The sequence below is a fragment of the Methanocaldococcus vulcanius M7 genome, assembly GCF_000024625.1.
Lineage (GTDB): Archaea > AGJL01 > Methanococci > Methanococcales > Methanocaldococcaceae > Methanocaldococcus > Methanocaldococcus vulcanius.
On sequence record NC_013407.1, the window covers coordinates 1,248,737 to 1,272,592 of the forward strand.

The 23,856-nt window shown below is 31.3% G+C and carries 17 protein-coding genes, 1 tRNA gene and 1 pseudogene; 8 read left to right on the forward strand and 11 right to left on the reverse strand.

What is annotated here, in order from left to right:
• Positions 1–6 precede the first annotated feature (6 nt).
• Both METVU_RS06190 and rgy read right to left on the reverse strand, forming a co-directional pair.
• Entirely contained in the window at positions 7–690 is a 684-nt protein-coding gene (locus METVU_RS06190) for a TrmJ/YjtD family RNA methyltransferase (RefSeq protein WP_015733337.1), read from the reverse strand.
• Positions 691–823: 133 nt separating this feature from the next.
• Entirely contained in the window at positions 824–5,155 is a 4,332-nt protein-coding gene (rgy, locus tag METVU_RS06195) for a reverse gyrase (RefSeq protein ID WP_015733338.1), read from the reverse strand.
• Positions 5,156–5,574: 419 nt separating this feature from the next.
• Here rgy and cobN point away from each other — a divergent pair, with 419 nt between their 5' ends.
• On the forward strand, positions 5,575–9,153 hold the full coding sequence (gene cobN, locus METVU_RS06200) for a cobaltochelatase subunit CobN (protein ID WP_015733339.1): 3,579 nt from the start codon (positions 5,575–5,577) through the stop codon (positions 9,151–9,153).
• A gap of 40 nt (positions 9,154–9,193) precedes the next feature.
• On the opposite strand, the gene aspS is transcribed toward cobN, so the two are convergent.
• The 7 genes from aspS to METVU_RS06230 all read right to left on the reverse strand — a co-directional run bounded on the left by aspS (position 9,194) and on the right by METVU_RS06230 (position 14,661).
• Entirely contained in the window at positions 9,194–10,498 is a 1,305-nt protein-coding gene (gene aspS, locus METVU_RS06205) for an aspartate--tRNA(Asn) ligase (RefSeq protein ID WP_015733340.1), read from the reverse strand.
• Between the two features lie 172 nt (positions 10,499–10,670).
• The gene (locus tag METVU_RS06210) at positions 10,671–12,530 is read right to left on the reverse strand and encodes a beta-propeller domain-containing protein (protein ID WP_015733341.1); all 1,860 of its coding nucleotides are present in this window, start codon (positions 12,528–12,530) and stop codon (positions 10,671–10,673) included.
• A gap of 82 nt (positions 12,531–12,612) precedes the next feature.
• A complete protein-coding gene (locus METVU_RS06215; protein WP_245528124.1) occupies positions 12,613–12,942 on the reverse strand; it encodes a hypothetical protein in 330 nt (109 codons plus the stop codon).
• A 28-nt stretch (positions 12,943–12,970) separates the two neighbouring features.
• Complete coding sequence (locus tag METVU_RS09145; protein ID WP_015733343.1) at positions 12,971–13,078, reverse strand: ArsR family transcriptional regulator; 108 nt, start codon at positions 13,076–13,078, stop codon at positions 12,971–12,973.
• Positions 13,078–13,548 carry a deoxyuridine 5'-triphosphate nucleotidohydrolase gene (locus tag METVU_RS06220; protein WP_015733344.1) on the reverse strand — a complete coding sequence of 157 codons (471 nt, stop codon included), beginning with the start codon at positions 13,546–13,548 and terminating at the stop codon, positions 13,078–13,080. Before METVU_RS06220 ends, METVU_RS09145 begins: the two co-directional genes overlap by 1 nt.
• Before the next feature lie 198 nt (positions 13,549–13,746).
• Positions 13,747–13,821, reverse strand: a tRNA-Arg gene (locus tag METVU_RS06225).
• 135 nt (positions 13,822–13,956) lie between these two features.
• Positions 13,957–14,661, reverse strand: a complete 705-nt coding sequence (locus METVU_RS06230; protein WP_015733345.1) for a (5-formylfuran-3-yl)methyl phosphate synthase — start codon at positions 14,659–14,661, stop codon at positions 13,957–13,959.
• 167 nt (positions 14,662–14,828) lie between these two features.
• Here METVU_RS06230 and glmM point away from each other — a divergent pair, with 167 nt between their 5' ends.
• The 5 genes and pseudogenes from glmM (at position 14,829) to pscS (ending at position 20,708) form a co-directional block, all read left to right on the forward strand.
• Positions 14,829–16,178 carry a phosphoglucosamine mutase gene (glmM, locus tag METVU_RS06235; protein WP_015733346.1) on the forward strand — a complete coding sequence of 450 codons (1,350 nt, stop codon included), beginning with the start codon at positions 14,829–14,831 and terminating at the stop codon, positions 16,176–16,178.
• A gap of 343 nt (positions 16,179–16,521) precedes the next feature.
• Positions 16,522–17,757, forward strand: a complete 1,236-nt coding sequence (gene glmU, locus METVU_RS06240; RefSeq protein WP_015733347.1) for a bifunctional UDP-N-acetylglucosamine diphosphorylase/glucosamine-1-phosphate N-acetyltransferase GlmU — start codon at positions 16,522–16,524, stop codon at positions 17,755–17,757.
• A 141-nt stretch (positions 17,758–17,898) separates the two neighbouring features.
• A complete protein-coding gene (locus tag METVU_RS06245) occupies positions 17,899–18,624 on the forward strand; it encodes a hypothetical protein (RefSeq protein WP_015733348.1) in 726 nt (241 codons plus the stop codon).
• Positions 18,625–18,773: 149 nt separating this feature from the next.
• A pseudogene (locus METVU_RS06250) lies at positions 18,774–19,392 on the forward strand (NAAT family transporter).
• A gap of 170 nt (positions 19,393–19,562) precedes the next feature.
• On the forward strand, positions 19,563–20,708 hold the full coding sequence (pscS, locus tag METVU_RS06255; RefSeq protein WP_211204349.1) for an O-phospho-L-seryl-tRNA:Cys-tRNA synthase: 1,146 nt from the start codon (positions 19,563–19,565) through the stop codon (positions 20,706–20,708).
• A gap of 67 nt (positions 20,709–20,775) precedes the next feature.
• On the opposite strand, the gene METVU_RS06260 is transcribed toward pscS, so the two are convergent.
• The gene (locus METVU_RS06260) at positions 20,776–21,261 is read right to left on the reverse strand and encodes a multiprotein bridging factor aMBF1 (RefSeq protein ID WP_015733350.1); all 486 of its coding nucleotides are present in this window, start codon (positions 21,259–21,261) and stop codon (positions 20,776–20,778) included.
• Positions 21,262–21,408: 147 nt separating this feature from the next.
• Here METVU_RS06260 and METVU_RS09090 point away from each other — a divergent pair, with 147 nt between their 5' ends.
• The gene (locus tag METVU_RS09090) at positions 21,409–21,585 is read left to right on the forward strand and encodes a hypothetical protein (RefSeq protein WP_015733351.1); all 177 of its coding nucleotides are present in this window, start codon (positions 21,409–21,411) and stop codon (positions 21,583–21,585) included.
• Positions 21,586–21,793: 208 nt separating this feature from the next.
• Here the strand turns inward: METVU_RS09090 and dph5 are convergent, their stop codons facing one another.
• Positions 21,794–22,567, reverse strand: coding sequence for a diphthine synthase (gene dph5, locus METVU_RS06265; RefSeq protein ID WP_015733352.1), 774 nt, complete (start codon positions 22,565–22,567; stop codon positions 21,794–21,796).
• Positions 22,568–22,663: 96 nt separating this feature from the next.
• On the opposite strand from dph5, the gene METVU_RS06270 reads away from it, so the two are divergent.
• Positions 22,664–23,833, forward strand: coding sequence for a cation:proton antiporter (locus METVU_RS06270; RefSeq protein ID WP_015733353.1), 1,170 nt, complete (start codon positions 22,664–22,666; stop codon positions 23,831–23,833).
• Positions 23,834–23,856 lie beyond the last annotated feature (23 nt).

Genomic DNA, 23,856 nt, shown 5'->3' on the forward strand with positions numbered 1-23,856 from the left:
TATTTTTCATTTAAATGCACTCATTAAAGTCCACGCCTCCTTTCCACTTATAAATGCCCTATTAACGAGTCGTTTAAAGATTATCTTGCATAATTCCTTTTTATGTTCAGGAATCTTTTCATTTCTATCGATAAATTCATTAAATTTGTTTATTAATAGGTCTTTATCCTTTCTTGATGCCTCTCTCATATTAACATCTAAAAACCTATTTCCAACTCTTGTGGAATAGATTTCATATAAAATAACTGCAACAGCGTGAGATAAATTCATTATTGGATAAAGATTAGATGTAGGGATTGAAACAAGGAGATCGCATTTTTCTAACTCCTCGTTTGTTAGTCCATCATCTTCCCTACCAAAAACAATTCCTACATTACCTTCAATCTCTAACAGTTGTAAAGCCAGTTCTTTTGGGGTTATTGGAACTCTTTTTAGATTCCTATCTCCTCCTCTTGCTCCTGAAGTGGCAATAACAAAATCAAGGTCTTTTATTGCCTCCTCAAAGGTATCATAAAATTTTGCATTGTTTAGAATATCTTTTGCATGGACAGCCATCATATATGCCTCTTTATTTAAAATTTCTTTACTTCCTACAATTCTAAGCTCTTTAAAATCAAAATTCATCATAACTCTTGCAATACTTCCTACGTTTCCTCCATACTTGGGATTTACTAACACAACTGAGATCATAAACACCACTACTTCTCAATGCCTCTTTTTATTTTCTTTTTTAGTTTTATCATTTTTTATCTTAATTTTTTTAATAATTTTTTAATTTTTATAACTTTTCACTAACTTTTAACTTTAATATCCATTTTATTACCTATTCTATGCTTAAAATCTCTTCGTGTAGGACTTTTAACACTTCTAAGTAGTCCACTTCTCCTCTTTCAATTTTATCCATTATCTCTTCTAAATCCCTTGTCCTCTCTTCAGAAATCAGATGTGGATAATTCTCTATTAGGAAATTATAGACCTCAATTCCGAGTTTTGTAGGGATTAATTTATTTTTATCCTTACTCTTTATTACATATTTTCTATCCAGTAGTTTTTTGATTATTTGAGCATATGTCGATGGTCTTCCAATGCCTCTCTCTTTCATTAGTTTGATAACTTCTCCTTCATCATACAGTGGAACTTTTGGAACTTTTATAAGTTTTTTCTCTAACACTTTTAAACTGTTTTTTTCAATTTTTGGAAGTTTTTTCAATTTTAAAGGATAGAATCTACTCCATCCATCAAACTTTATATCTACGTATCCCTCTATTTTTTCATCTAAATCTTTTATATAAATTTCTTCATACTCCAAAATTGCCTCCTTTGTCTGAGAAGCGATAAATCGTCTAAATATCAAGTCGTATATTTTTATATGGTTTTTTGTTAATTTTATATTATTTTCTCTTAAAAATTCGATTAACTCATCAGTATCCATCGGTTTAGTGGGTCTTATACACTCGTGAGCCCCTTCCATAAAGTAGTCCCTATTCTTAATGTAGTGCTCTAAGTTGTTAAGCTTTAAATACTCTCTTGCAACCTTCATCCCATCGATTGAGACCCTTGTAGATGATGTTCGATGATATGTGCAGTTATGTGAGATAATTCCATTAGATATAAAGTTTTCATTGCATTTAATGCTTAAATCATACACATAACCATCGTAGAAGAGATCTTCCACTTTTTTAACTTTAATGAATATCACGTCGTTGTATATATTGCCAACTTTGATTTTTTTGTTACTTTTTTTAACATTTTTATTTTTATTCTTATTTTCAATTACAGTTCTGCAAAATTCCTTCAAATTTTTGGTTTTTGTATATTTAACTATTTTTTCAGTGAAGGTAGTTAAGAACTTGTTGTCTATAACTAAAAAATATCCATTATGCTCTTGGATCATGGTTAAGATCCCTATTGAGTGGAGATAAATTCCGATCTTCTCTAATATGGATTTATTTTTTGAAAATGTGGCAATATTAATTTCTTTTCCTCTCTTTAAAAATGTTCCACGTGCATCCAAATAACCGGCAATAAATGCGTTTATATAGTCCTCTTTTAAAGAGAACAACTCCTCTACTAAATGCTCTTTTTCTGAACCTTGTAAACTTAATCTATCGTTTCCAAATAACAATCCAAGATTATACCAAAATTCAGGTTCTCTAACATCGTTGAAGTTATCTATCTCAACTATTTTTTTAATTTTTTCAAATATCTTAGAAGGGGGATGTGATCTTCTAATTTTATAGTTATAATTAAATGGCATAACAACATAATCCCCTTCTTTTATATTTTTTGCAGGAATCCATTTTAATCTGCCATCTTTTAATGTTAATATATGGTGATCTGGCGTTGCTTTTATTTCATAATTGTTTTGTAATGTTATCTTTTTAAGATTTCCAGAGAATTTTATTTCCCAAAAACTAATGATTTTATCACATATTATTGACTTTCTATCGAGATCTAATGATAGTATTTCTTTTTTCTCCCTACTTTTTACTATTTCCTCAATGGTTTTGATCCTTCCATCTCCCAATACAATGTGTGTATCAGGAGTTAAGCAAAGACCCAACTCGAACAGATCTTGGGCTATGGACATTATTTCATCAGTCCCTATGTGGTATCGTTTTGTTGCTTCTTCCAATAGAGTGTCTGTTGTAAATGGGGGCATTGGGGGCAGTTCTTTTTCGTAGGTTGTTGTTTCTACGCTGACTTCCTCTTTGTCAAACTCTCCTTCCCATATTTTCCCTATGTATATATCCCCTTCAAGTTTTAGCGATAAGTATGGAACTTTTATTTTATGTTCGTTATATCTCTCTATTATCCATCCTAAGACAGGTGTTTGAACCCTACCGGCTGAGAGATAGTTTTTGTTAAACACTTCCCAAAGTTTTTGACTTAATCTGAATCCTATCCATCTATCTTCGATTCTTCTGACAATTTGACCTTTAACTTTATTTTCATCCAGAGACAATTCTTCTCCTTTTTTAAATGACTCCACTGCTCGTAATATTGCTCTTTTGGTAATTTCATTAAATCCAACTCGATATATTTCGCTGTTAAACGGAAGGGCGTTTAATGCAATATCATAACCTATTTTTTCTCCTTCTGTATCAATATCTGTGGCTATAAATAAAGCGTCAACTTCATCTGCTATTTCTCTAATTATTTCTATATTATCTTTTGCATCTATTATATTTGTTATTTTTTCTCCTTTTTCCATTAATTGTTTTATAACATCCTCTAAATCTTTTTGATCAGTGAATTGCTCTCCATTCACTTTCTTTATTGATGCATATATTGGAATATATATATTATCTTCTATCTTAACTCCGTAGAATCCTTCTTTCGTAACGAGGTCGAATACATGCCCTCCGCTTGCAGTGATTAATAAGTTTAAGTCCCCAACACAAACTTCATAAACGTTTCTATTTTTTATCTTTCTAACGGAGGGTTTTCCGAAAAAGTTTGCAATAGTTCTTGCTTTATTTGGACTTTCAACGACCATAAGCACTGATTTAAGTAGATCTGGGGTCTTTCCAGAGCTCCTTCCAGATTTTATTTTTTCCCTATCTTCATCTATTTTTTTAATTAACTCCCTTATGTCAACTTCATCGATCTTTTTAAACTCACTTTCATACATAAATAACATATATTTTCTTAAATATTCAAATATATCTTTATCATCTACTAAAACTATACTTGCTCCCTTAGTTAATCCGAATTCAGTCATTCTCGAAGTTCTTCCAGAAGCTTGAATATATGTTTTTACATCAGGAATTAGGATAAAATATTCTCCATTTTCAAGTTTAATTGAGAAATTTTTCATTTTTAACTTTTCTTTTACTATATGTCTTATTTCATCTTCTGATTTATTCTCAATATCGATATTTTCTTTCAAAACTCCTTTTTCAATTAATTTGTCAATATATTCTTTTAATTTAATCTTAAATTTTGGAATTCCGTAAAACACTGCGTATCTAACCCTCTCGGGCATGTCTAAGCCCCTAACTAAAACACCATAGTATGAAGCGACACCAATCAAAACATCTATCTCTCCTTTTCTAAACTCTTCAAATCCTTTTTTATCTTTTGAGTAAATTAATTTTGCCTTTATATTATTTTCTAACAGATATTTCTCTATCTCCTCAGCTTTCTCTACCCCGTAATCGATTGGAACGAACACTAAACCTCCCGAACCAAATATTTTTATATACTCTAAAACCTCCTCTTTCTTAAATTCCTCGTCATAAATATCCTCTACATCTCTAAGTTTATTCATTCCAAACCCAATTTCAAAATCTAACAACTCTCTATAAAGTTTAACCTTATCTCCATAACTCTTCCCCGTTGCTGAGGCAATAATCAAACATCCATGATTTATGTTTGAGACCTTTCTTTTTAATTCTTCTCTTTTTTTCAATGCTTCTTCTATCTTTCCAATTTTTATAAGATATATGATTTTATATGCCTCCTTTATCAGTTCTTCATCAAATCCTAACAATTTCAGTGTTTTATCAATATTTTTAGATGCTTTTAACAGTGAATCAACATCATCAACAAATATAAAGTCGAATTTATTGTTTATATCATTTTTAGCCAAGTAATTTGATGTAGTTATTAATAAGTCGTAATCTCCATTCTCTATTTTCTCTTTTGCTTCTTTTTTTTCTTTTGTAGATAGATCTGAGTGGTATGAAATCACATTTATATTTAATTTGCATTTTTCAATTAGAGAAAGAATACGATCATGGGTTTGTTTCACTAAAAGAGTTGTTGGCAATATAATGTAGCATTTTTTTCCTTTTTTAGTTAAATATAAACTCATTATTATTCCAAAAAAGCTTTTCCCCACACCTGTTGGTGCAACTATTGAAAAACTCTTATTTTTTAATACCCTCTTCGCCCACATCTTTTGAATACTTAAAAGTTCAAATCCTAACCTTTTTACAAACTCTTCAAATTTTTTAAATTCATTCCAAACTGAGCAATATTTTTCCAAATTTTTTAATGTTTTTTCTTTTTTTAAGTTTTTGCATAGTTCTAATTTTTCTAATTTTTTGTCAATAGGTAGACACTTTTCACAAACTCCAACTTCCAATCTCTCACTTCTTATCTCGTCTTCACAGTTTGGACACATGCCCTTGTAGATCATTGGAATCATACTTTAACACCAAAAAATATTTTTAATTTTTATTAATTTTTTTATTGATTTACTTTATAGGGCTATTATTTTTAATATTTCATTTTTAATTTTTAACTTATTTTTAATCTTTTATTTGGTTTACTTGGGTTTAAAAACTTTATTGATAGTGATTGTATTGATATGACTGTTGATTAGATCTCATTTGATTTTTTATCCATACAACTACATAAAATAATATTTTAGGATATGCATTTCTTTATTTCATTTTTATTTTTCTTTTTTTATTTTTTATTTTTATACATCTCTTTATGGATATATTTATTTTTATCATGTTATTTTTATCATGATCGTTAATGACAAATTATTTATATTATTAACTTGTAAAAAAAATTAACATTATAGTAAGTATTATTTTTATTAGATATTACGGTGGTAATATGAAAATTACATTTTATATGTGGGCATCATACTGCTCTATTTTAAAGAGGGCAGTAGAAGAACTTAAAAAAGAAGGCGTTTCTTTAAATTACAAGATATATTCAAACAGATTTCCAATCAACGAGAAATTTTTTGAAGATGTGGTAAATTCTGATGTCGTTTTAATCTACAAAACATCCTCAGATGATATTGACTTAAATAAACTAAAAAAACTAAATAAAAATATAATAATTGTATCTCAAGATGTAAATGTTTGGAACTCAGAAAAATCGCATAAATGTTATCTATACATGACCTACGGAGGGCTTGAAAACTTTAAAAATATGGTTTTATATCTAATGGGAGAAGAAAAAGATGTTAAGAAACAGCCACTTCAAGGAATATACTACGATGGAAAAATTTACGATGAATTAATCGAATTTTTAAATGATGTTGAATTTAAGAAAAAACACACCGTAGGAATTTTATTTTCAAGACATTACTTAATAAATGAAGATATGGATGTTATCCTTAAATTAATAGAAAAATTGAAACAGCATTTTAATGTAATTCCTGTCTTTACCTACGGAGCAAAGTGTGAAGAACTGAATGCACTTGGAGGGGGAGAGAGTGTTTTAAAATATTTCTTTAAAGATGGAAAACCAATCATCGATGCGTTAATAAACATGTTATCATTCCCTCTTGGCACCATTAAAGATGGCTCACATCTGAACAAATTAGACGGGGTTGATCTATTAAAAAAATTAAATGTTCCTGTTTTTCATCCAATAATAAGTTATTATAAAAGTTATAACGACTGGAAAGAAGATAAACAAGGTCTATCTGCAGATATTGGGTGGACTATTGCTTTACCAGAATTTGAGGGAGTAATTGAGCCAATAATTATAGGAACCACGGAAAATGAGGGATTTATAGAGAAGAAATTTGGAATTGATGAGAGAATAGAAAAATTTGTCGAAAGAGTAAAAAGATGGATAGATCTAAAATATAAACCGAAAAAAGAGAGAAAAATTGTGTTCATACTTCATAGTAGTGCCTGTTCGTCAGTTGAAGCAACAATCGGAAGCGCTGCACACTTAGACGCTCTTCAAAGTGTTGTAAATATTATGAAAAAGTTAAAAGAAGAAGGATATTTTGTTGAAGAAATTCCAGAAGATGGAGAGGGGCTAATAAAACATATACTTCAAAAGAAAGCAATATCTGAATTTAGGTGGACAACTGTAAACGAAATCGTGGCCAGAGGAGGATATTTATACCTAATGGATGAAGGAGAATATATGGAATATTTTAACTCTCTTCCAAAAAGTGTAAAAGAGAAGATAATAAAAACTTGGGGAGATTTAAACGAAAATAATTCCCAAGGTATGATCTATAAAGTTAATGAAAAAAATAAAATAAAAAACAAAATAGTAATTACTGGTTTAAAGTTTGGGAATATTTACGTTTGTGTTCAGCCAAAAAGGGGATGTATCGGAGCGAGATGCGATGGAAAAGTGTGTAAAATACTTCACGATCCACACTGTCCTCCAACACACCACTACATTGCCACATATAAGTATTTCAATGACATTGCAGATGTTATAATTCATGTTGGAACCCATGGTTCATTAGAATTTCTACCTGGAAAAAATGTTGGCCTTTCAAACGAATGTTATCCAGATATTTGCATTGGAACAATTCCTCATCTATACATCTACAACTCCGACAATCCAGCAGAGGGAACCATTGCAAAAAGAAGAAGTTATGCTACGATAATTGATCATATGCAAACGGTTATGAAAGAAGCATTTTATGATGATTTAGAGACCCTTGATAGTTATATCTCAGAATATTTAAAAAATATGGATCCTTCACGAAGGCATCAATTAGAGCACCTTATCTCAGAAGAGATAAAACGTCTTAATATCCCTAAAATTAAAGGGAAAATAGAGGAATATGAAAAAGAAGGAAAACTCCATGAAAAATTCGAAGAAATCTTTAAAGAAATAAGGGAAATTATCGAATTACTAAAATCTTCGCAATACAATGATGGAATGCACGTCTTTGGAGAATTACCAGAAGGAGAGAGAAGAGCAGAATTTATAAAATGCATATTAAAAAATCTACTCGCAGATGAAGATTTAAAAGATGAACTTACTAAAAAAACCGTATTAAAAGTAATATCGGGAGAGAAAATTAAAAATAAAAAATTAGAAAGTAAAATAAAAGAGATTAACGAAAGAATAGAAAGATCAGATGAAATCAGGTCTCTAATCAAGGGATTAAATGCTGAATATATAGAGCCAGGACCCTCTGGATTAATAACGAAAGGAAACTACGAGATATTGCCAACCGGAAGAAACTTCTACTCCATAGACCCCTACAACATCCCCACAAAATCCGCTTATAAAGTTGGTGTCTTACTGGCTGAGAAATTACTTGAAAAATACTTAAAAGAGGAGGGAAAATACCCTGAAAGTGTTGCGATCTACTGGATGGTTTCTGATATAATGTGGGCAGATGGAGAAGGGATGGGAATGATATTCCATCTCCTTGGCGTTAAACCCATATATAAAGGAGGAAAAATTACTGGTTTAGAAGTTATCCCATTGGAAGAGTTAGGAAGGCCAAGGATCGATATAACTATAAGAGTTAGTGGAATAATAAGAGATATGTTTTTTAACTGTGTAGAACTTGTAGATGAAGCAATAAGAATGGTTGCTAATTTAGATGAGCCCGATGAGATGAATTACATAAAAAAACACGTTTTTCAAAATTTAAAAGAGGGGTTGTCTTTTAGAGAGGCAACTTTTAGAATTTTTAGCTCTCCTCCCGGAACTTATGGAAATGGGGTTAAATATGCGATATACGCAAGTGCTTGGAAAACCGAAGAAGATCTAAAAGATGCTTTTATCCATTGGAACGCATATGCTTATGGAAAAAATGCATATGGTAAAAAAGCTACTTATCCATTTACAAATATGTTAAAAACTGTGGATCTTACATTTAACAAGGTAATAACCGACGAATATGATTTACTTGGATGTTGTTGTTATTTTGGAACATATGGTGGTTTAATAAATGCAGTAAAGGTTTTAAAAGGTGTAGATGTGAAAACATACTATGGAGACACACGGGATCCAAATAAATTGGAAGTTAGAACGCTAAAAGAAGAAATAGAAAGAATTACTATATCCAAACTACTTAATCCAAGGTGGATCGAGGGTTTAAAGAGACATGGATACAAAGGAGCAGGAGATATTTCAAAAAGAGTAGGAAGAGTTTATGGGTGGAGTGCTACAACAGGAGAGGTTGAAGATTGGATATTTGAGGAGATATTCAACACCTACATAAAAAATGAAGACAATAGAAACTTCTTTAAAGAGCATAATATATACGCGTTAGAGGAGATGACACGACGACTGTTGGAAGCGATAGAGAGAGGGTTATGGAACGCAGATAAAAAGATAATAGATGAACTAAAAAGAGTTTATATGGAGATCGAAGGAGAAATTGAAGATGAATATGAAAACTTAGATATTGGATCATTTCAAGGTGGAAGTATAGATATAGATCTAAGCTGGAAAGAAAAAATCTAAAAAAAATAAATAAAATTAAAAATATAAAATTTGCAGGATTTTAAGGCGTTAACCTCTGTCTATCTCTTGGGAATAATACACACTCTCTAATATTTTCTTGCTGAGTTAGAATCATCGTAAATCTATCAGCTCCTAATCCCCAACCAGCATGAGGAGGCATTCCATACTTAAACGCCTCTAAGTAATATGTAAATCCGTCAGGATTTAATCCTTTCTTCTTAATATTTTCAACTAACAGATCATAGAGATGGATCCTTTGAGCTCCAGAGGAGATCTCCAAGTCCTTATACATCAGATCAAATGCCTTACAGATGTTTGGATTATCCTCGCGAGGCATTGTGTAAAACGGCCTGATCTCAGAAGGCCAGTCAGTTATAAAGTAAAGACCACCCATCTCCTCTCCAATTGCCTTCTCCGCCTCCCTACTTAGATCTTCTCCCCAACTGATCTCAACTCCTTTTGCATTTGCAATATCGATCGCTTCATCGTAGGTAATTCTATCAAACTTTTTTGAAGGAAGTTCAAACTCTATGCCTAAAACATCTATTTCTCTTTTTCTATTTTCATAAACATCTAAAAACGCGTTATATACAACTTTTTCTAATATATCCATAGCATCCTTATCATCTGCAAACGCCATCTCAATATCTATTGATGTTGCCTCATTCAAATGTCTTCTTGTGTTATGTTCCTCAGCCCTAAATATAGGTGCTATTTCAAAGACCCTATCCAAACCGCTTGCCATCAACATCTGCTTATACAACTGAGGACTCTGCCCCAAAAATGCCTCTTTTTCAAAGTAAGATATTGGAAAGAGTTCAGTTCCTCCTTCTGTGCATGAAGCTACTAATTTCGGAGTATTTACCTCAATAAAACCCTCATTATAAAGCGTGTTTCTTACTGATTTTAACATCTCACTTCTGATTTTAAATACTGCCTGAACTTTTGGTCTCCTTAAATCTAAAAATCTATTCTCTAATCTTGTATCCAATTCTGCTGGAACCTTTTCAGCAGGATCTAATGGAAGAGGTCTTTGTGCAGTGTTTAAAACTTCTAACTCTAAAGGAAGGATTTCAAAACCATTCGGAGCTTTTTCATTTGCAATAACTTTTCCTTTAATTGCCACAACATCCTCTGCTCCAAGTTTTTTTATTTGTTTAAATAGTTCTTCTCCAACCTTCTGTTTTGGTGCTACAATTTGCACTGTTCCTTCTCTATCTCTTAAAATAACAAATATGATCTTTCCCAATGCCCTAATTGAATGCACCCAACCCATTATAACAACTTCTTGCCCGTCCATTTCTGGTTTAATTTCTGCTGAGTAGTGTGTTCTTCTCCATTTCATTTAATCACCTTCTAAGTTTAAAGTGTTTCTTTCCACTAAAAATTCTTAGGTTTATTAATATTTTAATGATTTTTATAGTTTCCTAAGCTCCTGTATTATCCATATATTCAAGCCCTTATGTTAATTGTCAAAGATAAAAAATAAAATAAAAATTAAAAAATTTAAATTAAATTTATTTAAACCCATAATCATAAGGTAGATAGTTTCCAAACTCAATTTTTTTAACTAATTGCCAGTTATTTTCATCTAAAATGTGCATCTCTGAAAGTGAGAACGTGTATAGATAATTGTTTATAAACAAAGCCCGTAAAACGTTTGTTTTATGCTCATCGTCCTTAACCATCTCTATCTTATTGTCCTCAATTTTAAATACATAAGCATGATTATAAGCAGGTAGAAAGAAGATTTTATACTTTTCATCCCATAAGAATGCGTGATAGTCCCTCAACGCTGGACTCCACCACACATTTAATTTATATTTATCAACTTCTTTCGGATTATTCAAATCAGAAATATTAAATAGTGAGATTTTTAATTTTCCATCGTTATCTTTACCAATGCCAATAAATAAATTATTACCGATTGGATGTAAGTAAGTTGAATATCCTGGGATTTTTAACTCTCCCAAAACCTTTGGATTCTTTGGATCTTTCAAATCAATAACTAATAACGGATCTGTCTCTTTATAGGTTATTATATATGCCTTATCTCCTAAGAATCTCACTGCATAAATTCTTTCTCCTTTTTCTAATCCCGTTAATTTTCCGATAACATTTAAGTTCTTATCTAAGATGTAGATGTTATTTGTCATCCTATCTCTATTTCCTATTGTAGTTGCCACTCTTAAATAGCCCTTATACTCGTCCATAGCAAAGTTATTTAGTAAACGTCCACTAACTTCTCCACTTTTAACGTTAAAGGTTTTTAAATCAATTTTAGCAATTCCAGTACATTCTAATTCTTCCCAATGTTTTTCCAAATAATTTTCAAAATCATTCTCCAATGTCTTCACAATATTATGCTTTTTTTCGGAGGGAAGGGTATTTAAATATCTCTCAATAGTTTCGGTTATCTCAACGAACTTGGCATCGTCTCCAAAATTCTTATCATTAACAACAGTCCTTATTTTCTCCGCCACTTCTTTTGGGAAATATTTGTCTGCACTTTCATTTAAAAATTTTAGCATTAATTTTTTCTCATTAATTTTTAGATTATAAGCAAAATATATGTTATTCTTTGACATATATAAAGTTGTTTTATAATTTCCGACAATTGCAATTGAATTTTCAATTTTTCCAGTTTTTATATTTATTTTACTAATGATATAAGTTGTATCAAAATCCCTACTATATATTGGAGAAATTATAGGGATGTAATATTTATTATAGTTAATCTTATAACCATTCCACACAATTGGACAGTAAATATAGTTTTTTCTAACTATCAAATATAGTGATCCATTATACAGCCGTGAATCAACATAACTTCCATTTAGGTTTATTTGCCAAGTTATTTTTGGTTTTTTTGGATTTGAGATGTTGTAGGAGGTTATTTCATCCCAACTTATAACTATTAGAGTGTTGTTTATTAGGTAGAGATAACCGCTTTGAGATAAGTTTTTTAATATCGTGGAATTTTTCGGAGGTAGGGGCTTTATTAAATAAATTTTATTTTGAGAAAAAGCGATTATCTTCCCATTTGTTTTTAATATATCTGCCTCATCAATCCCTTTAACTTGAACGTTGGTTTTTGAAAATCTTTCCTGATTAATGGTCATACCTACATTAGTGGATTTAACTATTGTTATTGTTGATGATAATCCATACAAATAACTCTGTGTAAAGAAAATGGGATTATTTAAAGGATTTTCAATAGTATTTTTGAAATTTTCAAACGTTGATTTAGAATTGACAGGAATTAATTTAAAACCCTCCTCGTGTATTTTTGTTGTTTTTTCATTCTCAACACATCCAGAAAATAACGATACTACCATTAATAATGATAAAAATATTGCAACTGCCTTAATTTTCATTTTATCACCTAAGAATATTTAAAAAGCTAATTTATTTATATATCTAAAAAAGATACTATATAATGATTTCTAAATCGTTCGATTACCTCCGAATAATTTTATAAACTAAATAAACTATAAAGATTATTAAAAAAGTAGAGATAATTAAAAAAATTAAAAATAGCGGCTCTTTCTGAAAAGTTGTTGAACCTTTGTAAGTTGTATAAATACCCCTCTCAACAACTGTTTTTGATAAAACAACTTCTCTTGCTTGATATTTTATTTGTTTGAATATATAGTAGATCCACAAACCAATTAGTGCAAAAACACTGCCCATTATTAAAATCAACGTCTCTAAGTTCTCTAAAACCTTCTTTCCTTTGTTTGTTATTTTATAATAAACCCACTTGCTATGTCTTTCTTTATCAACCAAACCCATTTTATATAAAGCGTTTAAATGCTCACTTATCGTTGATTTTTGATTTTCCTAAAATTTTTGATAATTCGGAGGTAGTATAATTCCTTTCATTCAATTTTTTTAAAATTTCAATCTTTGTCTTTGAGAACATCATTTCCCCTTGTAGATTCCATCATAACATCCTCTCACATCCTTACATTCAACAAAAACTATCTGAGCTATTCTCGCGTATTTGTAAATAGTTATTGGATTAAATACGTGCATCAAATACTCTGGCCTTCCCTCATAACCGGGATCGTGAACTGCTGAATAGAGCGTAGAGCCCATTCTTAATAAAGAACTTCTTGGATATGCAAAAGCGGCTGTGTTTTTTGGCACTTTTATATAATCAGCCACCTTCACAACATAAACTCCGTTATCTAATGTTATACATTCATCTTTCTCAGAGTTAAATATTTCAATATATTTCGGCAGTTCTCTCTTCTCATTTGAAAAATCAATGATTCCCTTTCCCTCCAATTTAAATATTTTCCAAACCCTTAAATCTACTCCACATTGTTGAATTTGCTCGTCTTTTAGATCGTTAAAAAAATTTTTCGATGTTTCAGCACCTATAATCATCTAATCACCTCAAAAATTATTTAAAAAATTATTTAATTAATTATCAACTTATCTTTTCATTCGTTCATTTCATCTAATAATCTAATCATTTAATATTATTCAATATTTAAGATTTTATTCAAATCATCTAATTTTCAACTGTAAAAATTTATAGATAAATTGCGACATGTAAAATCCATGCAAAAACGCTTAAAATAACGCCCCGAGGGGGATTTGAACCCCCGATCTCGGCATCCGCAGTGCCGTGTGTTATCCGGGCTACACCATCGGGGCATTCTTATAAAAAATAAATTTATAAATCAAAAAATCAATACCAACCGTCAAAGTGAAAAACATAAATATTTAACAGCCAACTTAAAAACTCTAAAAAGATTATCCAATTAATTATTTTAATCTTATTCAAGTCCTTTATACGAGTTCTTTCAGTTCTTTAACTAAATTTCTATCGATTCTTCCTTTATTCCTATCTCCACCTTTACAAACAGCTCCTCTGACTCCAACTATATCAGTTCCGATCTCCTTTAATATTGGAATATGCTCTTTTTTTATTGAGCCAGCTAAGGCGCATTTTAACCCATAACTATGGGTCTCCTCAACAAACTCTTCTAAGATCTCTTTACTTTGGAAATCAAACAGTGTTTTTCCGTCTTTTATTGCAGTGTCCAACATTGCCACATCACAATCCGCATCTCTTGCAATTTTTGGGATAATAAGAGGATCTACTGCTCCAACTCTATGTGCATCGGCATATCCTGCTGCTACAACTATCTTATTTTCATCAACATCTTTAACTGCTCTAACAACATTTTTCATTAACTCCACTGCTTCGTAGTAATTTTTAACCCCATACAATCCAACTTTTATATAATCAGCTCCACTCATAGCCGCTCCAACAGAGGCAAGAGAAACAGTTCCAGGTTTATAAGGAACGTCTCCAACTGTTGCACTAACCAATAATTCTTTTGGTGTGATCTCTCTAATTGCCTTTATCATCCATGGAAAATTAGCCCCTAAAGATCCCTCTTTAGGATTTTTAACATCTATAATATCAGCTCCTCCAGCTATTGCCTCTCTTGCTTCATCTACATCGATAGGGCTTACTAATAGGATCATGGATTACACCTACAAAGATCGATTTTAATGAAATTAACATCACAATGCATATAAAAAGTTAATGTTAATCTATACATGATACCTCTTTAAATTTATCAATAATCACATTTCACAACATCAGAGATATATTAAAGATTATGAAGATAAAGAGGACTTGGTGAAAGGTTATGAAGCGACTGTTTGGAACCTCAGGAATAAGGATGAAAAACCTATCTCCCAAAATTGCATATAAAGTCGGACTTGCAATATCAAAAAAATATAAAAGTGCAGTTGTTGGCAGAGACACCCGAACAACAGGAAAATTAATCGAAACTGCATTAATAGCAGGTATTTTAAATGGAGGGGGAGAGATAACTACAATAAACATAGTCCCAACACCTGTTTTAGGTTTTAATGCAAGAAATTACGATGTTGGAGTTATGATCACCGCCTCACATAACCCTCCCGACTACAACGGAATAAAGCTATTTAATAAAAATGGACTGGCATTCAACAGGAAAGAAGAAGAAGAAATTGAAGAAATTATATTCAAGAACAAATTTACAGAAGTTGAGTGGCATAATGTAGGAGAGATCTGGGAAGATAGTAGGGCAGTGAAAAACTATATGGATCATATCTTAAAAAACGTAGAGATAACTGATAAATTTAATGTAGTTGTGGATTGTGCAAATGCCTCTGCCTGTTTAGTTTCACCGTATCTTTTTACAGACCTTGGATGTCATGTAATTTCAATTAACAGCCATATGGATGGGAGATTCATTGGAAGATTACCCGAGCCAAACGAAAAAAATTTAAAAAAGACCATGGAAATGATTAAAGGATTAAATACGTGTGGAGATAATTACATAGGCATTGCTCATGACGGAGATGCAGATAGAATGGTTGCAATAGATGAAAAAGGGAGATTAGCAGATTTTGATAAATTACTGGCAGTATTTTCAAAATATATTGTCGAAAAAACAGGATGTAAAAAGATCGTAACTACTGTCGACGCATCAATGGTAATCGATGAATATTTAAAAGAGTTAGATGTAGAGGTTATAAGAACAAAAGTCGGAGATGTTGCGGTTGCTGAGGGGATGATCAAAAATTCTGCGATTTTCGGAGGAGAACCGAGTGGGACTTGGATACATGCAGATGTTCACTTAACCCCTGATGGTATATTAAGTGGTTTAAGAGTTTTAGAGATGTTAGAGTTTTATGGGAAAAGATTATGTGATATATTAGATGAGATACCGTCATATATTAATTTAAGAGAGAAAATCCCATGTATTGATGAGCATAAGGATAAAGTTATGAAGTATATTATTGAAAATGGAGAAAAAGTGTTTAAAACTCCCCCAGAAACAGTCGATGGAGCAAGATTTAATTTAGAGGAAGGATGGATTTTGATAAGACCCTCCGGAACTGAACCATACATAAGAATTAGAGTTGAAGCGAAAAATAATTATCAGGCAAAAGCTATACTTGAAAATGGAATTAAATTAGTAAAAGAGGCATTAAATTATGTAAACTAAACAAAATAATGTTAAAAGGTATAAAAACATACAAAGTTGATAAGTCATATCTTTTATTTGACCATTTGTTTTTTATTGTTTTCAGAGCTGACCTCCTCTCCGCCCTAAAGGGTGGAGGTTCCCACTGGGAACACCCTCTCATCCTCGTCGCCGAGGAGTCATTGGGCGGGGTCAGACCGCCTCGATAAATAATAAGGCAATTTGAATATATAAACCTTATCTCCGCCCGCCTCCCCTATCTTCGAGCGTAGCGAGGAGAGTAATGAAAACCGTTAGGTTTTCATCTGAATTCCTCTCCACTCTAAAGAGCGGAACTTCCTTAGCGACAACAAATGGTGAAATTATGGATGCATTGATACTATGTGCCGGAAAGGGAGAGAGATTAAAACCTTTAACCGAAAATAGGCCAAAACCAATGATTCCCATAGCTGGAAAGCCAATCTTACAGCATATTATTGATAAAATTGAGGATTTAGTAGATAATATCTATCTAATCGTTAAACATAAAAAAGAAAATATAATTGAACACTTTAAAGATCATCCAAAAGTCAAATTTTTAGAGCAGGGAAAGATAGATGGAACTGGAGAGGCAGTTTTAACGGCTAAAAACCATATTGGAGATGAGTTTTTAGTCATAAATGGAGATATTGTATTTGAAGACACCTTAGAGCAATTTTTAAAATATAAATATGCTATCGCTGTTAAAGAGGTAAGCGATCCAAAAAATTTCGGTGTTGTTGTATTGGATGATAAAAACAATGTAATAGAAATCCAAGAAAAACCAGAAAATCCCAAATCAAACTTAATAAATGCTGGAATTTATAAATTTGATAGAAAGATTTTTGAACTCATTGAAAAAACAGAAATTTCTAAACGCGGGGAGAGAGAACTAACCGATGCAATAAAACTTCTAATTAAAGAGGAAAACGTTAAGGGAATTAAATTAAATGGTTATTGGAATGATGTTGGTAGACCATGGGACGTTTTAGAGGCAAATAAATATTTTTTAGATAAAATAAAAACATATATTAGCGGAAAAGTTGAAGAGAATGTAATTATAAAAGGAAATGTAATAATAGAAAAGGGAGCAGTCATTAAAGCAAATTCTGTTATTGAAGGTCCCGCAATTATTAAAAAAGGATCTATTGTTGGGCCGTTAGCTTATATAAGACCTTATACTGTTTTAATGGAAAATACTTTTGTTGGTAATTCTTCGGAAATAAAATCCAGCATAATAATGAAAAATACTAAAATACCTCATCTTTCTTACGTTGGAGACAGCATAATAGGAGAAAACTGCAATTTTGGATGCAATACAATAACTGCCAATTTAAGATTCGATGATAAACCAGTAAAGGTTAATATAAAGGGCAAAAGAGTTGAAAGCGTTAGAAAACTCGGAGTTATAATGGGAGATAATGTTAAGACAGGCATTCAGGTCTCTTTTATGCCAGGGGTTAAAGTTGGAAGCAACTGCTGGATAGGAGCAAGTTGTTTAATAGATAGAGATATAGAAAGTGATGTATTTGTATATAAAAAAGATGAATTAACATTTAAAAAACTGAAAAATAAAAATTAAAAAATTAAACTTTAAGAAACTTCCAAAAATATAATAAACAATTAATAAAAATTGATAAAATATGGGAAAAATATATGAAAGTAATAGTAAATAATTAAAAAATAATATCCTAACAATATTAGCGTAAAACAAGATGAGACCATGACCTCCCAAAAAAAATACATTGTAAGTTTAGGTGTGGATATATCAAACAACGATGTCAGAACCAATCCCAAAATAAACAAAGTAGTTGATTCAGAAGTTAAAAAGCGTTTATCAAAGTTGGGTATAAAATCCTGCATATCTAATATAACAGGAGATGATATAGTTATAACATCCTTTGTTCCAGAAAATCTAATTGAAAAGAACAATAAAATAATATTCGACATTTTAAAAGAGCATGCAGAAGGATTTAGCGATTTGAATGGAATTTCAGACACAGAAGAAGAGGCAGGGGAGGGTATATCCTATGCAATAGCAGAAGCAACCTCTGAGTATGGTGATGCGTTAATAGTGGCATTTGATACTTATGGAGGAGAATCCTTTGTTGATGAAATTGCACTATTCGTTAAAGAAATTGGGGAAAAGTTTGGATATGATGTTGGATGCTCTGTTTCAAACACTGCTCGAAAGATCCCTGGAGTTGGATATACAGGAGCTGAGAGTGATGATCCTGTTGTAATTATCACCACAAAAAACTTAGAAGATATTTCAAAGATTGCCTGTTTAATATATGGCGGACTATTAAACTACGATCGGCTGTATTTTGTTAAAAGAGGAGAAGGAGCGGATATTCTACCCCCGGGGGTTGTGTATACAATCTCTGCCTTCTTAAATGGGAATGTTATAGATCTCTATGAGGGGATTAAAAAAAGAGTAAAATTTTAGGTCAACAAACTCTAATTTCTACAATAAAGGTAAAAATCCTAAATAAAACATAAATAATTTCAATAATAATTCAATAATAAAAACTATAAAAATTAAAATAATTAAAATAAACGAAAAAAGAAAATTAATAAAATAAAAACAGGGGTAATATGGATTTACAATATTTCATATTAGCATTTTCCTCAATATTTTCAATTCTAAACCCATTTGGAGCTGTTCCAGTATTTATAACGTTAACAGAGTCATACCCAAAGAAAGAGAGAAATCTCGTTGCTAAAAAAACGGTAATATATGCTCTTGCAATACTTTTATCCTTTGCCCTATTTGGAAGTTTAATACTCAAATTTTTTGGAATCTCATTAGATGCTTTTAAAATTGCTGGGGGGGATTTTACTGCTATTAATCTCCTTAGACATGGTTAGGGGACATCAAGAAGCAAAACTTCATAGAAAAGAGATAGAAGCTGCTTATGAAATCGACGAGATCGCGTTAATGCCTCTTGCAACCCCGCTATTGGCTGGTCCGGGCTCTATAACTGCGTGTATGGTTGCAATGGCAGAAGCTCCAGATATTGGAGATAAATTTTTAGTTATAGTTGCGATATTAATATCTCTTGGAATAACTTATCTAACCTTGTTGTTTGCTGAAAAACTGCTTGATAAAATTGGAAAATTAGGAATTAGGATATTAACGAGAATGATGGGGTTGATCTTAACTGCAATTGCAGTGCAAATGATCGTTAGTGGAATTAGAGGGGCTTTATTATAAAAATCTTTTTTTATTTAAATTTGACTATAAATATTAAAACAAAAAACAAAAAATCTATAAGAGCCATTCAAATCTTTATTATTAATAACTATTATTAAACTAACTATAACAGTCATTAACTTTATCTAAATTAGAGTTTGAGTATTAGCAGAGTATAAGAGGTGATTTTTTTGAATATAAACATTGATAAATATAAGAACCTATCAAGAAGTTTATCAAGAGAGTTTATTAACTTAAACCCCATACAAAGAGGAGGGATCTTACCGAAAGAAGCAAAAAAAGCTGTTTATGAATATTGGGATGGATACAGTGTTTGTGATTACTGCCATGGAAGATTAGATGAAATAACTTACCCTCCAATAAAGGACTTTCTTGAGGATATTGCCCAATTTTTAAATATGGATCTTGCAAGACCGACACATGGAGCGAGGGAAGGAAAGTTTATAGTTATGCATGCTATTTGTAAGGAAGGGGATTACGTTGTTTTAGATAAAAATGCACACTACACAAGTTATGTCTCTGCCGAGAGAGCAAAGTTGAATGTTGCAGAAGTTGGCTATGAAGAAGAATACCCAACATTTAAGATAAATTTAGAAGGATACAAAGAAGTTGTCGATAATTTAGAAGATAAAGGAAAAAATGTTGGATTGATTCTCTTAACTCATGTTGATGGAGAATATGGGAATCTAAACAATGCCGAAAAAGTCGGAAAATTTGCTAAAAATAGAGGAATTCCTTTCCTATTAAACTGTGCATATACAGTTGGACGAATGCCCGTTGATGGAAAAAAACTTAAAGCTGATTTTATCGTAGCTTCAGGACATAAGAGTATGGCATCCTCAGCTCCATGTGGTATTTTAGCTTTTAGTGAAGAATTTTCCGATAAAATAACAAAAACATCAGAAAAATTTCCAGTAAAAGAGGTGGAAATGCTCGGATGCACAAGTAGAGGCCTGCCAATAATAACACTTATGGCAAGCTTTCCTTATATTGTTGAAAGAGTTAAAAAATGGGATGAAGAACTTAAAAAAACAAGATACGTTGTTGATGAACTTGAAAAAATTGGATTTAAACAGTTAGGAATTAAACCAAAAGAACATGATTTAATTAAATTCGAAACTCCTATATTAGATGAAATTGCAAAAAAAGATAAAAGAAAAGGATTTTTCTTTTATGATGAATTGAAAAAGAGGGGAATTGGAGGAATTAGAGCAGGTGTAAGTAAAGAAGTAAAAATGAGCGTTTATGGATTGGAATGGGACCAAGTAAAATATGTCGTCGACTCAATAAAGCAGATTATATCTTTAAATAAATAAAAACAATATTAATTTTATTTATTTTTTATTTTAAATAATTTAAATGGTATATTAATTATTTCTGATATTATCTTTTGATTTTTATAAAGTCCCCTAATGTAAAGCCCTCGTCACTTTCTCCTGAGTAAAACTGATCATCCTCTCCTACATTTTCAGTTAGAGATATTTTTAACCATTTTTCTAATATTTTAATCTCCTTTTCGTTTGGCTCTAATTCGTATCTTTCAAATTTTTGTAAAGTGGAAGATTTCATTTTAAGTTTTTTAGCAAGTTCCTCTATCGAAAGTCCCATCTTCTCTCTCGCTTCTCTAATTAAATCTCCGTAATCCTCCCTTAAAACTGGAAGTGAATCAAACAGATCTCTTTTTCTTCTAACTGGTTTTTTAGTAGTGGTTCTTCCAGATGTTGGAGTAGGTTTCTTTCCAAGTCGAGAGTAGGTCTTTGGGCTTTTTCCAAATTTGGCACACTCCTTACAAACATTCATTTCAGAACCTTCAATAACAACCTTATAAAGTTTTTCAGTTAATTTTCCGCATAACTCACACATTTGCATAATACAATCCCTCAAAAATTTAATAATGTATATAAAGGTAGAGTGTAGAAGTATAATTTATGATATTTATAATTAATCCAACCAATAACTATAACTGTAAAGTGTTTGGGTATAAATAGTTTGAGTATAAAAACCACTGGTGAAATTATGGAAAAAGAGAAACTTATAAAGAAGCTAATTCACACTTTAAATCATACAGAAGAGCATTTTGAAGCAATTATATCCCAACTAAAAGACCTTGGAATGAATACAGAAGAGTACGAAAAACTCTTCTTAAAATTAAAAGAACTAAATGAAGCTGTGAAAAAGGAACTGGAACAGTAAAAGTGAAATGATTATTAATAATTTTTATTTTAGAACTGTAATACTCTAATTAGTTTTGACAACTTTAAAACCACTGATCGCTCTTTTCGATACCTTACTCTTATAAGTTCATATCTGCAAACTATTTTGATAGATCTATCTTAAAATAAAAAATAAAAAAAATTAAGAATAACTTTATTATTAGTTCTGTCTCTCTGAAAACTTCTATTTAAATCTTTTCACATAGAACATTTAACGCCTCTTCCTCCATAAAATGAAGCTTTCCTGGAACTATAACACAGTGAAGAGGTTTTCCAAAATCATAATTTATTAAATTCCCAATCTGCCCATACACAAGTTTTGGATTTAAAGATCCTGCCCTTGCAACAACAACAACCCAAGTATCTTCAGATATTATTCCAAATCCTTTCCTTTCTTCCAATTTTAGCAAAATTTCTAACGCTTCATTAGCCGTCATAAATCTTTTCTTATCATCTTCTATCTTAATGTCTAAAAGGCATAACGTATGCAAGCCCCTTTCTAAATTCTCTTTAATAACGTTATAAGGCGTCTCTGGGAAATAATTTTCTTCTGGAAAGACAATTGATGTAGTTTTTCCAAATTTATAAAGTTGAAGGCCAGTTATTCCAACAGCAGAGTAGATAGAGGGGGCATTTATTATTTTCACATCCACCCCCTTCTTTTTTGCTTCAACAGCAAGATCAACATGAGTAGTTGCGACCATCGGATCTCCCGCAGTTAGAAAAACAACATTCTTTGTTTTTGCCTCTTCTATTATCTTATATCCCTCATACTCTACATCCTTCCTACCTAAGAGATTTATCCTCCTACCAATAACTTCCTCTATTCTTTCAATAGTTGTTCCCGTTAATACAGCAGTATAGAACTCTGCATAAACAACATCCGCCTCTCTTGCAAATTTTAAGGCCTTTAAAGTTATATCGTTTTCATCATAAAGCCCCAAACCTGCTAAGATTAACATTAACTCACCTCTTGTATTACTCGCACAATATTAACATATAATAAACATTATATACTCCCCTACCAAAATTTTAATAAAATTGTTTGTGGTGGGGTAATGGAAAGTTATTACTATGCATTTTTTATAATTTTGTCAATAATTTTCATAGTGCCAAATCTGCTGAAAAAGTTCAACATTCCAGCAATAACTTCAATAATGGTTGCAGGTATGATAATTGGACCTTATGGTTTAAATATCCTTCAAGTTGATGAGACATTAAAAGTGCTTGCTGATTTCGGAGCAATAATGTTAATGTTTCTCGCAGGGTTGGAGGTTGATAACGAAACATTAAAAAAAGAATTTAAAAACTCCCTTATATTAAGTTTATTTTCGTTAATAATTCCAGGCATTGGGGGCTATATGATAGGAAATTATTTAGGACTGGGATTTATAGGTAGTTTACTCTACTCAGTGATCTTTGCATCACACTCCGTAGCGATAGTTTATGCAATACTGGAAGAACTAAAAATGGTAAAAACACGACTGGGAACTATAATTTTAAGTGCGACAATTACAGTTGATCTTTTTACACTACTATTGCTATCTGTCGTTATAAAGTTAGGAGCAGGAGGAGGAGATATTGGCACCTTCCTCTTAGAAACATTTGCATATATAGCGGTTTTGCTTTTAGTAATTCCATCTCTATCAAAATATATCTTAAAATTATTTAGAAAACTTCACGCTCAAAGAATACATTATGTTTTATTTATTATTTTTATAGCGATAGTTGTAGGAGAAATTATAGGAATACATCCAATAGTTGGAGCTTTTATTTGTGGAGTTGCAGTTAGCGAAGCATTAACAAAAGAAGAGCACGACGAACTCTTAAACAAAAATTTAAACGCCATAGGTTATGGTTTTGTGATACCAATATTCTTCCTCGTTCTTGGAATGGAAACAAATATTGGAGTTATTCTCAACCTAAACAACTTAGAACTATTTCTCTTAACACTCATCTCAGCAGTTTTCTTAAAATTCATATCAGGATTCATCGCTTTGGAAATACTCAGATTTGATAAATTAAAAAAGATCATGGGAAGTTTATTAACAGTTCCCAAAATCTCAGCTTCACTGGTTGCGGCATCAATAGGAAAAGAACTTGGACTAATAGGAAACGAAATATTCGTTACGATAGTTGCTCTTTCAGTGATAACATCAACAGTAATTCCAATATTGGCAAAACACCTCTTTGTCTCTAAATGTAGCAAAAACTACAACAACAAATAATAACAAATAATAACAAACGAAAT